Annotated in this window: 10 protein-coding genes; all 10 read left to right on the top strand. The window is 54.7% G+C overall.

Annotated elements, in window-relative coordinates; all coding sequences use genetic code 11:
• Positions 1–49 precede the first annotated feature (49 nt).
• The 10 genes from NST43_RS10300 (at position 50) to NST43_RS10345 (ending at position 14,144) form a co-directional block, all read left to right on the top strand.
• Positions 50–1,438 carry an extracellular solute-binding protein gene (locus tag NST43_RS10300; protein WP_339224223.1) on the top strand — a complete coding sequence of 463 codons (1,389 nt, stop codon included), beginning with the start codon at positions 50–52 and terminating at the stop codon, positions 1,436–1,438.
• 120 nt (positions 1,439–1,558) lie between these two features.
• Complete coding sequence (locus NST43_RS10305; protein WP_209992411.1) at positions 1,559–4,453, top strand: extracellular solute-binding protein; 2,895 nt, start codon at positions 1,559–1,561, stop codon at positions 4,451–4,453.
• A gap of 18 nt (positions 4,454–4,471) precedes the next feature.
• Positions 4,472–5,437 (top strand): sugar ABC transporter permease, encoded by a 966-nt coding sequence (locus NST43_RS10310; protein WP_209992410.1) that lies wholly within the window; start codon positions 4,472–4,474, stop codon positions 5,435–5,437.
• Positions 5,434–6,315 (top strand): carbohydrate ABC transporter permease, encoded by an 882-nt coding sequence (locus NST43_RS10315; RefSeq protein WP_209992409.1) that lies wholly within the window; start codon positions 5,434–5,436, stop codon positions 6,313–6,315. The genes NST43_RS10310 and NST43_RS10315 overlap by 4 nt, the downstream gene beginning before the upstream one ends.
• A gap of 18 nt (positions 6,316–6,333) precedes the next feature.
• A complete protein-coding gene (locus tag NST43_RS10320; RefSeq protein ID WP_209992408.1) occupies positions 6,334–7,794 on the top strand; it encodes a hypothetical protein in 1,461 nt (486 codons plus the stop codon).
• Positions 7,791–8,417, top strand: coding sequence for a YIP1 family protein (locus tag NST43_RS10325; protein WP_209992407.1), 627 nt, complete (start codon positions 7,791–7,793; stop codon positions 8,415–8,417). Before NST43_RS10320 ends, NST43_RS10325 begins: the two co-directional genes overlap by 4 nt.
• Before the next feature lie 14 nt (positions 8,418–8,431).
• Complete coding sequence (locus NST43_RS10330; RefSeq protein WP_339224226.1) at positions 8,432–10,996, top strand: DUF5696 domain-containing protein; 2,565 nt, start codon at positions 8,432–8,434, stop codon at positions 10,994–10,996.
• Positions 10,993–11,898, top strand: coding sequence for a sugar ABC transporter permease (locus NST43_RS10335; RefSeq protein WP_339224228.1), 906 nt, complete (start codon positions 10,993–10,995; stop codon positions 11,896–11,898). Before NST43_RS10330 ends, NST43_RS10335 begins: the two co-directional genes overlap by 4 nt.
• 16 nt (positions 11,899–11,914) lie before the next feature.
• Complete coding sequence (locus tag NST43_RS10340; RefSeq protein ID WP_209992501.1) at positions 11,915–12,865, top strand: carbohydrate ABC transporter permease; 951 nt, start codon at positions 11,915–11,917, stop codon at positions 12,863–12,865.
• 19 nt (positions 12,866–12,884) lie between these two features.
• Positions 12,885–14,144 (top strand): endo-1,4-beta-xylanase, encoded by a 1,260-nt coding sequence (locus NST43_RS10345; RefSeq protein WP_339224230.1) that lies wholly within the window; start codon positions 12,885–12,887, stop codon positions 14,142–14,144.
• Positions 14,145–14,277 lie beyond the last annotated feature (133 nt).

Below are 14,277 nucleotides of genomic sequence, written 5' to 3' on the forward strand. Positions count from 1 at the left end.
TAAGCGCTAAACTTTCGAGGTAAGTCATTCATACTTGGGGGGACAGATCATGCGGGCAAAAAAAGTAATGTCAGTATTCATTAGTATGTTGTTATTAGCTGCAACGACGGCATGCGGCGGAGCAGGTAACGGCGGGAATGCCGGAGGGGGAGCGTCAGCCCAGCCGGCGGCGGCTACGGAGGCACCGGCAGCGGAAGCCACAGCGGAAGCTACAGAGGCTGCGGAGCCGAGCAATGCTACACCGGAAAAGGATTTTGATATGGGCGGCAGAACGATTAAGATTGTCTCCTGGTGGGATATGAAGATTCCCGAGGATAACCCGGATAATATCCAGCGCTCGAAGAATCTGAAGGAATTGATGGCGAAGCATAACTTTAAGGTTGAATATGTGGCGCTTGACTTCGGTGAATACCAGAAGAAGGTAGTGGCTTCACTGGTCGCCGGTGAACCGCTTGGTGATATTGTCCGAATGGGCAAGGGATATATGATTCCAGTGTTGACGAAGCAGGATATGTTCTGGCCGGTTGACGAGTACACCAAGAATGAGAATGCCTTCAATCAGCGGATGACTACAGAATTCTCGCAATATGAGGGCCGGGGCTATGGCTTCTCGGAGAATGCGGGCAACCTGATCAGCGGGGTCTTCTATAACCGCACCCTGATGAAGAAGCTGGGCATGAAGCCGCTCCAGGAATATGTGAACGAGGATAACTGGAACTGGGAGACCTTCACCCAAGTTGCCAAAGAAGCGAACAAAGATACAGATAACAACGGAAAACTTGATGTTTGGGGCTTGGCCTCAGGCGGGTTCCTGGAAATGGCACTGGCCTCCAACGAGACAGATCTGACCATTGACGACAAACAGAATCTCGATGATCCCAAGCTGCTGGAGGTCTTCAAGTTCATTGCGAAGCTGGGTGCCGAGAAGGTAGCGCGGCCGACAGAAGGCGGGGACTGGCAGGAACCGGCGCAGTTCTTCCGCCAGGGGAACACGCTGATGTATGCGGGAGCAGATTATGAGGCGAGCGGCTTCAAGACGGATATGAAGGATTATGATATCGGCTTTGTTCCTTTTCCAAAAGGACCTAATGCTACCGAGTACCACAGTGTGGAATCCAATGTCCAGTTCCTGACCATCCCGAAGAAGGCCGAGAATCCGGACCAGCTGCTGTATATCTGGGAGAAGCTCAACGATATCGAGTCCATCTACGATTATCCGAAGCAGGCTTCCCTGGAGAGCACCTATGACAACGAGGATGATATCAACAACGCCAAGCTGGTCGAAGGCGGCATGCTGCTCACGAACCATAACACCTTCTCGACCATGCCGTACTACGAGATGATTGACGAGCTGAAGAAGGGAACCTCGGCGTCTACTGTCATTCAGAAGTACAAGGCGAAGGTTCAGGCTTCTGTAGACGCGGTCTACAAAAAATAAGCGGATATCCGCATGGAACAACAGTCCCCCGCGGACTGTTGTTCCCATTCTTGCGGCAATTATACAGCTGGAACTTGAAATATACGAACTTATGATCCATCGCTTAAGGGGAGGAGTACGTTGAATATTCGAATCAGGAACATAGCGATTATATTGGTTGTTGTCCTGCTGGCCGGGACGTTCTGGATATTTAATTCCTCGGGGCAGCCTGTGCATTCCGACTCTCCGGCAGAAGGCAAGTTCACGGCAGCCGTGCAGGATGCCGCAGAAGGCAGCTATGAAGCCTATCTGAAGCAACACCGGGATGCCCCGCGCCCTGACCGGGAGATCCGCATCGAAGGGGAGAGCTATTCCCCCGGCAGTGGAGATGTCTTCGAGGTGAAGCAGCAATTCGAGGGGCTTGACGGAGCAGCAGTCATTACCCCGGAATCGGGAACCATCTCCTGGGAGGTGCCGGTTCCCGAATCCGGGCTGTATAACATCCGGGTTCATTATTATCCGGTGGAAGGTAAAAGCTCGTCGATTGAGCGTTCCTTATCCATCAACCGGCAAGTGCCGTTCAAGGGAGCGGATACCTTGCTCTTCGACCGGGTCTGGGGGAACCGTGAAGAGGTCATTAAGCAGGATGACCGCGGCAACGATCTGCGTCCCAGACAGGTGGAGCAGCCGGTGTGGCAGTCCACGGTCGTTGCGGACAGTGAAGGCTTCTATGAGGAGCCATATGCTTTCTATCTGGAGCAGGGGAACCAGACCCTGTCGCTGACCGCGCTCCGTGAGCCGATGGCCATTGATTATATCGAGCTGTTCCAGGACCGGACAGTGCAGTCTTACGCAGAGGCTAAGCAGCAGTATGAGACGAAGGGCCTTCAGCCGGTAAAAGAGCCTTATATCGAGGTCCAGGCCGAAGCGGCATCCGCCAAATCCTCGCCTACCTTATACCCGTTATCTGACCGCTCCAGCCCGGCAGTGGTTCCTTATGCCGTCTCAAATTTAAGGATCAACACCATCGGCGGGGTGAACTGGAAGCTTCCGGGGCAATGGATCGAATGGGAGATTGAAGTCCCTGAAGAAGGTCTGTACCGGATAGCTCTCAAGGAGAAGCAGAATCAGCTCCGGGGCGTCTATGCCAACCGCAGTCTCACGATTGACGGTGAATATCCGTTCACCGAGATGAAGCAGATCCGCTTCAATTACTCTCCCGGCTGGCAGATGAATGTACTGGGCGGGGAAGAGCCTTACCTGTTCCATCTTACACAAGGGACGCACAAGCTGAGGCTGACCGTGACCCTGGGTGATATCGCGCCGCTGGTCCGTACCGTCCAGTCCAGTGTCCTGACCTTGAATGAAATGTACCGCAATATTCTGGCGATTACCTCGAATAACCCTGATAAATTCCGCGACTATCAGCTGGAGAAGCGGATACCGGAGATGACCAAGGTATTCCGGGAGCAGGCGGAGATTATCCGCGGTGTCGGCGAATATCTGGAGCAGGCGACCGGGGAACGCAGCGACAAGGTATCGGTGCTGTACTCGATGGTGACCCAGCTGGAGGATATGGCTAAGCACCCGGATACAGTAGCGAAACGGCTGGTCTCCTTCAAGACGAATGTCGGCGGACTGGGAACCTGGATACTTAGCGTGCGGGAACAGCCGCTGACGCTGGATTCACTGGTGGTCTCGGCGCCAGACAAGCCGCTTCCGTCCGCGCAGGCTACCTTCTTCCAGAAGCTGAAGCATGAGCTGAGAGCCTACGGCGCCTCGTATACCGAAGACTATGACAGTATCGGTAACGTAGCGAAGAACCAGAAGGCGATTACGGTCTGGATATCGACCGGGCGGGATCAGGCTCAAGTGATGAAGAGTATGATTGACGATACCTTCACGCCGGATACGGGCATCTCCGTGGCGCTAAGGCTGGTACCTCCGAACATTCTGCTGCCGGCAACCCTGGCTGGGGAAGGGCCGGACGTAGCCATGCAGATCGGTGAGGACCTTCCAGTGAACTATGCGATGCGCAAAGCATCGGCTGATCTGTCCCAGTTCGCCGATTTCAAAGAAGTGGCTGACCGCTTCCGCGACAGTGCCCTTACGCCTTATAAGTACAATGGAAGCGTCTACGGGCTGCCTGAGCAGCAGATCTTCCCGATGCTCTTTTACCGGAAGGATATTCTGCAGGAGCTTGGCCTGGAGCCGCCTACTACGTGGGAGGAAGTGTACAATGTGGTCTCTGTTCTGCAGAGACATAATCTGGAGTTCTATCTTCCGCTGGAGGATACGCTGAACAACGCGACGCTGGTGCCCAATGCGGCCTTCACCATGCTGCTCTACCAGAACGGCGGGCAGTTGTATACGGATGACCAGAAGCGAAGCGCACTGAACTCGGAGACCTCCATGAGTGAATTTAACAAGTGGACCCAGTTCTATACCAATTACAAGTTCCCGGTGAAAGTGGACTTTCCGAACCGCTTCCGTACAGGCGAGATCCCGATCGGGATTGCCGATTATACCATCTATAACAGCCTGACGGTAATGGCGCCGGAAATCCGCAATTTGTGGGAATTCACGGTGGTGCCGGGAACGAAGCAGGCGGACGGCACGGTGGACCATAGCGTGGCCAGCCATACAACCGGTGTCATGCTGCTGGAGAATGCCAAGGACAAGGATTCGTCCTGGGAATTCATGAAGTGGTGGACGGACAAGAACACTCAGGTCCAGTACGGCCGGGAAATGGAAGGGCTGATGGGAGCGGCGGCACGTTATCCGACCGCCAACATCGAAGCGCTGGAGGAGCTGCCTTGGCCGGTGAAGGACTACAAGGAGCTGGAGAGCCAGTGGCAATGGGTGAAGGGTAACCCTCAGGTTCCGGGCGGCTACTTCACAGGCCGGCATCTGGACAATGCGTTCCGCAAGGTGGTCAACGGGAAGGTGAATCCGCGTGAAGCCCTGTCGGATTATCTGATCTACATTAACGATGAAATTCAGATCAAACGGAAGGAATTCAAACTTCCGTATTAGGTTGGAGGCTGTAAGCTGATGGTACAAATACACAATACCACTGAACCAGCCTTGCAAGGGCTGGCTGGCGGTCCGCTCAAGGAATCCCGCCTGGCGCAATTATGGAAAGATATCAAGAAGAGCAAGCATTATTATTTCATGATGAGTCCCTATATGATCATCTTCTTCCTGTTCACGGTGATCCCGGTGGTCGTCTCCTTCGGGCTGAGCTTCTTCTATTTCAATATGCTGGAGACGCCGAGATTCATAGGCTGGGAGAACTATTCCAGGCTGCTGCTGGGCGATGATGTGTTCATGATCGCGCTGAAGAACACCTTTCTGTTCGCGGTCATCACAGGCCCGCTGAGCTATATTGCCTGCTTCCTGTTCGCCTGGCTGATCAATGAGCTGTCGCCCTTTGTCCGGTCGCTGATGACACTGGTCTTCTATGCCCCTTCCATCTCGGGCAATGTGTTCTTCATCTGGCTGATCGTCTTCTCGGGGGACAGCTATGGTTATCTCAACGGCTTCCTGATGAAGATCGGGGTGCTGCTGGAGCCGATTCAATGGCTGCAGAATGAGAAGTACATTCTCGCCATTGTCATTATTGTACAGCTCTGGCTGAGTCTCGGCACAAGCTTCCTGGCGTTCATCGCCGGACTTCAGACCGTGGACCAGACGCTGTTCGAAGCAGGAGCGATGGACGGGATCAGGAACCGCTGGCAGGAGCTGTGGTTCATTACGTTGCCGTCCATGCGTCCGCAGCTGATGTTCGGCGCGGTCATGCAGATTACCGCCTCCTTCGCGGTTGCCGAGGTCTCTATTGCGCTTGCGGGCTTCCCGAGCGTCAACTATGCGGGACATACGGTGGTCACGCATCTGATGGATTACGGGACACTGCGCTTTGAGATGGGCTATGCCTCTGCCATTGCAACCATTCTCTTCGCGATTATGCTCGGAACCAATATGATGACTCAGAAGCTGCTCCGAAAGGTGGGTGAATGACCCTGTATTCAAGAGTGATAGGGGCCTTTCGCCCTCAAAAAAGACTGAACCGTTCCTTTGCTGTCAGCTTTATGCTCTTCGGCCTGCTGCTGGGCTTCGGCGCGTTCATGGTTCTTCCGCTGATCTACACGGTGAACAATGCCTTCAAGCCGCTGGATGAGCTGTTCATCTTCCCGCCGAGATTTCTGGTGCGGAACCCGACGCTGGAGAACTTCACCGATCTGATGGTGATCATGGGCAATTCCTGGGTGCCGTTCACCAGATACATTGCGAACACACTGCTGATCACACTGGTAGGAACCGCAGGACATATCCTGCTGGCGTCGGCAGCGGCGTATCCGCTGGCCAAGTTCAAATTCCCGGGCTCAAGCGTTCTGTTCAAGATTGTAGTGCTGTCCCTGATGTTCTCGCCGCATGTTACGGCAATACCGAACTATCTGGTCATGTCACAGCTGGGGTGGATCAATACCCAAGCGGCGATTATCGTGCCGTCACTGGCCTTCTCGCTAGGCTTGTTCCTGATGAAGCAGTTCATGGAGCAGATCCCGGACGCGCTGATTGAGGCGGCCAAAATCGACGGTGCGAATGAGTACCGCGTGTTCTGGCAAATCGTAATGCCGAATGTGAAGCCGGCCTGGCTGACGCTGATGATTCTGCAATTTCCGGCACTGTGGGGCACAGATGGAGGAAGCTTCATCTACAGTGAGAACCTGAAGACGCTTCACTACGCGCTCAGCCAGGTCATCCAGGGAGGAATTGCGCGTGCCGGGGTCGGAGCGGCAGTCGCTCTGCTGCTGATGACCGTGCCGATTCTGTTGTTCATTATTTCACAGAGCAGTGTCATCCAGACGATGGCCACATCCGGTATGAAAGAGTAGAGAGGAGGAACGGTGACAATGGTCGCAAGGATAAAGAAACTGAGAACCGGTCTGCTGGCCTTGTGCTGCCTGGTCAGTCTGGGGCTTGGCGGAGAGCTGGCCCTGGCAGAGAGCGCAGCCCCTTCCTACAATTATTCATACTGGGAGAATGCGGTGGCGGCTCCGTCCGCCTACGAGGCTACTACGCTAATCACGGGTGCCAGCTCCGGTGCGGGCCCATTCAACAATCCGCAGGATATTCAGGTTACGGCGGATAAGCAGATCTATGTTCTGGATAGCGGCAATAACCGGTTTGTAATACTGGATCAGGACTACAAATCCGTCAAGACGGTAGACGCGTTCCAGTTCATGGGGAAGGCGGAGAAGTTCAACAATCCGCAGGGCATCTATGTGACGCAGCAGAAGGAAGTGTATGTCGCAGACACGGGCAATAAGCGTATCGTCCATCTCGATAGCAGCTTCAAGGCTGTGGGGATCATTGAAGCCCCGAAGTCCGAGTTATTGCAGGCGAATTTTGAATTTCAGCCTGTCCGTGTTGCTGTAGACAAGGCGGACCGCATCTATGTGATGTCGGCCGGCGTCTTCGACGGATTCATGGAATTCGGGGCGGATGGTGTGTTCAAATCGTTCATTGGCGCGAACCGGGTGCATGTCGATGCGGTGGAGTATTTCTGGAAATCAATCTCCACTAAGGCGCAGCGCGAGCAGATGGTCATGTATACGCCAACCGAGTTCACGAATCTGGACATTAATGACGAAGGCTTTCTGTACGCTACCAACGGTGACGATTACGGGGACCCGATTAAGAAGCTGAACGCGCAGGGAGCAGATATTCTGCGGAGAGAGGGCTATTACAAGCCCAGCGGTGATCTGCTCTACTCCACGCGCTCGGGCGGTGCCCCGCGGCTCGTGGATATTGATGTGAGCGACAGTGAAATATACGCGGTGCTGGATGCCAGCCGGGGCCGGGTGTTCACGTACAACGGGGACGGCTATCTGCTGTACATTTTCGGCGGAATCGGTAACCGTCTGGGCGAATTCAACACTCCGGTTGCCATTGAGCACAGCGGTGACGATATTCTGGTGCTGGATCAGGCACTGGGTGAAATCACGGTATTCCAGACCACAGAGTACGGAAGAACGCTGAACAGTGCTGTGCGCAGCTACTATAACGGTGATGAGGAGCTGGCCTCCCAGGAGTTCAGCAAGGTCGTCAACTTGAATGCGAATATGGAGTACGCCTATGCGGGCATTGGCAAGGCTTATCTGCGGCAAGGCGAGTACAAGGAGTCGGCGGAGTATTTCGAGCGCAGCATGGACCGGACCAACTACTCCAAAGCGTTCCTGCTCTACCGTAAGGAAGTGCTTCGCGAACATTTCTCCACTATTATGACGGGTCTGATCGTACTGTTAGCTCTATGGCTGGGCCTGAGGATGTACCGGAAAATGAAGGCCAGAAAGAAGGTGGAGCTCCATTGAACAGAGAAGCGCTGCAACATCCGCTGTATGTGATGGTTCATCCGTTCAACGGATACTGGGACCTCAAATATGAACGCAGTCAAAAAACCAGTCTGATCATCTCCTTCGGCATTCTGTTTATGCTGATTCTGACGAATGTTCTGGGCGATCAATACAGCGGGTTCCTGGTAAATATGAATAATCCGAGGTATCTCAACAGCCTGCTGGAAGCGGTCTATGTGCTGGTTCCTGTTCTGTTCTGGTGTGTGGCGAACTGGTCGCTGACCACGCTGATGGACGGGGAGGGGAAGTTCGTGGAGATTTTTATTACCACCTGCTTTGCACTGCTTCCGATAGTGCTGATTAATTTCCCCTGGATCTGGATCAGCAATTTCATCTCGGCCCAGGAGAGCTCTTTTTATTACTTTTTCAAAAACTTTGCCATCCTCTGGTCGGGACTGCTGCTGTATGTGGGCATTATGACCGTTCATCAGTTCTCCCCGTCCAAAACGATCGGGACGATTCTGCTGACGCTGCTCGCTATGGCCTTCATGGCTTTCCTGACCCTGCTGTTCTTCAGTCTGATTCAGCAGATGATTGCATTCGTCTCAACCATATACCAAGAAATTGTCTTGAGGAGATAGGAGGAGGACCGGGAATGAGGAAGCCGTTAATCATGCTGCTCTCGATTCTCTTCAGTATGAGTGTGCTGGCCGGCTGCTCGGCGTCAAGCTCAGGCAGCCAGGCCAGCGGGCATGAACCGAATCTTGAAGTGTCCTTTACGGCAGGGAGCGCGCTGAAATCTGCCTTCACCGATACTGGGGTGAGCGGTATGACAGGTGTGCTCGAGAACGCGCAGCTCCGGCTGTTCATGGATGAAGCTACCGGAGGGATCGCTGTCAAGAATCTGTCGGACGGGACGCTCTGGTACAGCAACCCGCTGGACCGTGAAGCGGATGCCAAGGCCAGCGGGGATAATAAAGACCTGCTGTCCGCGCAGCTCAAGCTGGATTTCTATAACAACCTGGGTCAAGTCAGCTCTGTCAATTCGTATACGGACAGCGTGGCCCATAAGCAAATGAAGATGGAACTGACGCCGGAGGGCGTCAAGGTCTTCTACCAGTTCGGCACGGCCGCTGCAACAGCGGAGGATCTGCCGATGAAGATGGGCAAGGAGCGGTTCGAGGAGAAGATCATGAGCAAGATGGATAAGACCGGGCAGCGGACGATGAAAATTGCCTACAATTTCGATGAGGAGAACGGAGTATATACACGAAACGATGAAGCGCTGAAGGGGCTTCAGCTGGAGCGGACCCTGAAGGGCTTCGAGAAGGCAGGGTACACAGAGGAGGATCTGCAGCAGGATATCGCTGAGAACAACCTCAGCCAGACCAAGCCTGCGCCGCGTATTTTCCAGCTCGCCATTGAATATGCCCTGGACGGGGACCAGCTGGTCGTCAAGGTTCCGGTAGCGGATATCCGTTATCCTGCGGATTATCCGGTGAATGACATCTCCCTGCTGAGCTTCCTGGGTGCCGGAGGGAGCAAGGACTCCGGGTCCATCCTGGTGCCGGACGGCTCAGGAGCGCTGATTCATTTCAATAACGGCAAGACCCGTTATCCCGCATACAAGCAGGCAGTGTATGGTGTGGACGGGACGATGGAGACCACGGATGCCTACGCACAGCAGCAGGAGGTCAAGCTGCCGGTGTTCGGCCTGATCCGGGAGGAAGGCGCCATGCTGGGCATTATTGAACAGGGCGCATCCTTGGCCACCATCAACGCGGATACCAGCGGCAGATTGAACGGCTACAACTATGTGTATCCGAGCTTCACCCTGATTGCCAAGGGGGATCTTACCCTGACGTCAAGCGATCAGAACCGCACCCTGCCGAAATTCCAGCAGGAGCCGCCTAAGACAGATTATATCGTCCGTTACGCGTTCCTGAGCGGAGCGGAAGCGTCCTATCCAGGCATGGCGCGTTATTACCAGAGCTATCTGGCGGAGCATGGCGGACTGCCTGAGGCGCAGCCGGCAGCTTCCGCAGAAGCCCCTGTGAATACGCCGTTCTATCTGGAGCTGGTGGGCGGAATCACGAAGACCAAGCATGTCCTGGGTATTCCGTATCAATCGCTGGAGGCACTGACCACCTTCGAGCAAGCTGAGAGCATTCTGGAGCAAATGAAGCAGCGCGGCATTGATAATATCAAGCTGAAATATGCCGGCTGGTTCAACCGGGGCCTGGATCATAAGGTGCCGGACCGGCTGTCGGTGGATAAGGCAATCGGCGGCAGTAACGGGCTGAACCGGCTGGCTGCATACGCTAAGGAGCAAGACATTCAGCTCTTCCCTGACGTAGCTCTGCTGCGGGCGAACCAGACCTCCGGCTTCCGGATTAACCAGAAGGCTTCCCGGATGCTCAGTGAGATTCCGGCAGCTGTCTATCCGTACAATATGGCCTTGAACCGGCGGGACCGTTCCTTCACCCCTGCCTACATTATTTCGCCAAGCAGGGTCGGCGGATATGTCGATGCCACGCTGAAGGAGATTGCGCCGTTTCAGACCGGCGGCATCTCGCTGCGGGATATGGCCGATCAATTGAACAGTGATTTCCGCAAGAACCAGGAGATCGACCGGTCTGCGTCCGAGCAGATATCGGTCCAGTCACTGGAGAAGATCACCGGACAGTCCTTGCGCATTCTCGCAGACGGCGGGAATGCCTACGCCCTCCCGTATCTCTCTGACATTACGGATGCTCCGGTGTCCAGCAGCCGGTTCAAGCTGGAGGATGAGGAGATTCCGTTCTATCCGATGGTGGTGCGGGGATATGTGAATTACACCGGTAAGCCTTTTAACCTGTCCACGTTCACGAATCCAAGGCAATATATCCTGAAGAGCCTGGAGTATGGCTCCGGCCTCTATTATGAATGGATGTATGCGCCTAATTACAAGGTGAAGGATACCGACTTCGATAACCTGTATGCGGTCCATTATGAGCAGTGGATCAACCAGGCGGCTGAGATGTACACCGAAGTGAACGGAGTGATGAAGAACGTTCAGCATCAACGGCTGACCGGTCATGAGAAGCTGGCAGACGGTGTGTATAAAAGCACTTACGGTAACGGGATGTCTGTCATCGTCAACTACAATAAGACCGCAGTCGTTGCCGGGGGCCGGACGGTTGAAGCCGAAAGCTATATTACGGGTGGTGAGCAATCTTGAAATCCATACTTAGACTGGACCGCAGATCCTACAAAGAGCAAAAGGCATTCATGGGCTTCTTCTATGTGCTGCCCTGGCTGCTCGGCTTCATCTTCTTCTTCCTGATTCCGTTGTTGTCTTCGCTGCGCTACAGCTTAAGCTCGGTGCAGGCCAATTCCGACGGACTGATTGTTCATTTCAGCGGCTTCCAGAATTATGTTGAAGCACTGACGGTCAATACCGAATTCAACCGCTCGCTGGCTGATGCCATGATGAATATGGTCATCAATGTGCCGCTGATCGTTATCTTCAGCCTGTTTCTGGCGGTGCTGCTGAATCAGAAATTCATCGGCCGATCGCTGGCCCGCTCGATCTTCTTCCTGCCTGTCATTCTGGCCTCCGGGGTCATTCTGAGCCTGGAGAGCAGCAGCCTGATACAGGCGGTCAACGATCAGAACGCCGGTGCGGGGGCGATTCAGGGACTGGGCACCTTCGAGCTGGAGGGGCTGATGCTGGACGCGGGCTTAAGCGAATGGGTAGTGAACTATCTGACCAGCGCCGTGAGCCGTATCTATAGTATTGTGAGCCAGTCCGGCGTACAGATTCTGATTTTCCTGGCCGGCATCCAGACCATCTCGCCGCAGCTGTATGAGGCGTCCAAGATGGAAGGGGCAACCGGCTATGAGGCCTTTTGGAAAATCACTTTTCCCATGGTCAGCCCGCTCATTCTGGTGAATTCCATCTATACGATTATCGATTCCTTCTCGAATAACGCCATGACTGACCTGATCCGGGAGACTGGCTTCACCCAGTTCAACTTCGGTCTAAGCTCTGCGATGGCCTGGCTGTATTTCGCCGCAGTAGCCTTAATTCTGGCCGTCAGCAGCTATCTGATCTCGAAGAAGGTCTTCTACTATGATTAAAGGGAGGATGGGACTATTGCATGCGACCCGCTTACTGTCGCTCGAACGCTGGAAGAAATGGATATGGTCCTTCGTGCGGCTGACGCTCATTGCAGGCCTGTCGTTCGTGATCCTCTATCCGGTGCTCCAGAAGATATCCACGGCCTTCAAGGCCAAGAGCGATCTGTATTCACCGATTGTCGTCTGGCTTCCCGAGAATTATACGCTCGACAACTTCGTCAAAGCGATTGGAATTATGGATTACTGGCAGGCCTTGCTGAATACCTTCACCCTGTCGGCGCTGACTACAATCTTGACCGCCATCTCCTGCGCGCTTGCAGGGTATGGCTTCGCCCGGCTGAAGTTCAAGGGAAGCCAGCTGTTATTCGCCGGGGTCATATTGACGATTCTGGTCCCGCCGATCACGATTCTGATTCCGGTCTACCTGAATTTGAAGGATTTCAGCCTGATGGGGCTGATTCCGCTCTTAACCGGCGGCAAATCATTGAATCTGCTCAACACCTACTGGCCGTTTATTCTAACCTCTGCTACGGCGAACTCGCTGAAGGCGGGGCTGTACATTTTCATCTTCCGGCAGTTCTTCCGGGGGATTCCCAAAGAGGTGGAGGAAGCAGCTTACATTGACGGGGCCGGGGTAGGCAAGACCTTCTACCGGATTATGCTGCCTAACGCGATACCCTCGATTGTTACGGTGCTGCTCTTCTCGTTTGTGTGGCAATGGAACGACAGCTTCTTCACCACAACCTATCTGACCTCCAGCAAGGTGATGGCGACCCAGCTCGGCTCGCTGCCGTATAATCTGGCGATTCTGCTGGAGGACGGGGCCAATTCCAAGGCTGATCCGTTCTACCTCAGCATGGTCCAGGATACAGGGATTCTGCTGGCGATTCTGCCGCTGATTATCATCTACCTGTTCGTGCAGCGGTATTTCGTGGAGAGTATCGAGCGTACCGGGATTGTGGGTTAACCGTAGAAGGAGGATGACTATGCGCCAAAATAACAGAACAAGCACTCCGGCCGGACTGGCCCGGAGTATAGTCTTCGCAGCCGCGCTTCTAGGGTTATCCGGCTGCTCCGCTCCGGGCGGGGATGCGGCTCCGGCTGCACCCTCGCCGGGGCCGCAGGAGAGCGCAGCGTCATCCCCGGCAGCCTCACCCGCCGGGACTCCGGCCGCGGCCGCTACAGCTTCGCCTGAAGCTGCGGCGGAAGCTCCGGTGCAGCAGGAGGCCGCGCCGCTGGCGGCAGCCTATGCGGATTACTTCCCCATAGGCGCTGCAGTGGAGCCGGACCAGACCGAAGGGGCCACGGCAGAACTGCTGAAGCGGCATGTGAACTGGCTCGTGGCCGAGAATGCCATGAAGCCGGATGCGATTGCACCCGCTGAAGGCACCTTCACCTGGGAAAGGGCCGACCGGATCGTCGCCTTCGCCAAGGCGAACGGTATAGGGCTGCGCTTCCACACCCTGGTGTGGCACAGCCAGACCCCGGAGTGGTTCTTCCGCGATGAAGCCGGTCAGGCGATGGCGGATGAGACCGATGCAGCAGGGCGCGAAGCGAACAAGAAGCTGCTGCTGAAGCGGCTCGACAGCTACATCACCGCTGTTGTCAGCCGTTACAAGGACGACATCTCCTCCTGGGATGTAGTGAATGAGGTGATTGAGCCGAATGACCCGGACGGCATGCGGGCCAGCGACTGGTACAAGCTTACCGGTACCGGATTCATCGAGACAGCCTTCCGGGCGGCCCGCAAGGCTGGAGGACCGGAGCTTAAGCTGTACATCAATGATTACGGCACAGACAACCCGGAGAAGCGGGACCGGCTCTACGAGCTGGTGAAGGACATGCTGGCGAAGGGAGTGCCGATTGACGGGGTTGGCCACCAGACCCATATTAATCTGGAGTATCCTTCGGTGGAGAGCATAATCGAGTCCATGGAGAAGTTCCATGCCCTGGGCCTGGATAATCAGATCACCGAGCTGGATATGAGCCTGTATGTCTATAATGATCTCAGCGATGTCGGTCCTGTGGTTCCCGAAGACATCCTGCAGCGGCAGGCCGCGCGGTACGGCGAGCTATTCGCTGCTTTAAGAGACCGGAAGGAGCTGTTAAGCGGGGTCATGTTCTGGGGCATTGCGGATGATCATACTTGGCTGAGCACATTCCCGGTCGAGCGGACCGAAGCGCCGATGCTGTTCGACAGGCAGCATCAGCCCAAACCGGCCTTCCAGACGGTCACAGATTTTTAAATGGTAAAGAACGGGTAAGCCAAACAAGAATTGCACCTTACAATTCCTTTATTTTTGCCGGGATAATATAATATTCTGGTAGTAATAATCTTGCAAAGTGAGGTTGCAACTGGTGCCCAAAACAATCAAGAAT

Source organism: Paenibacillus sp. FSL H8-0332, from assembly GCF_037963835.1.
Classification (GTDB): Bacteria; Bacillota; Bacilli; order Paenibacillales; family Paenibacillaceae; genus Paenibacillus_AQ; species Paenibacillus_AQ rhizoplanae.

Bases quoted from the DNA above. Each gene is read 5' to 3' on its own strand.
- NST43_RS10315 (WP_209992409.1), top strand. From the start codon at position 5,434: ATGACCCTGTATTCAAGAGTGATAGGGGCCTTTCGCCCTCAAAAAAGA.
- NST43_RS10345 (WP_339224230.1), top strand. From the start codon at position 12,885: ATGCGCCAAAATAACAGAACAAGCACTCCGGCCGGACTGGCCCGGAGT.
- NST43_RS10320 (WP_209992408.1), top strand. From the start codon at position 6,334: ATGGTCGCAAGGATAAAGAAACTGAGAACCGGTCTGCTGGCCTTGTGC.
- NST43_RS10300 (WP_339224223.1), top strand. From the start codon at position 50: ATGCGGGCAAAAAAAGTAATGTCAGTATTCATTAGTATGTTGTTATTA.
- NST43_RS10310 (WP_209992410.1), top strand. From the start codon at position 4,472: ATGGTACAAATACACAATACCACTGAACCAGCCTTGCAAGGGCTGGCT.
- NST43_RS10330 (WP_339224226.1), top strand. From the start codon at position 8,432: ATGAGGAAGCCGTTAATCATGCTGCTCTCGATTCTCTTCAGTATGAGT.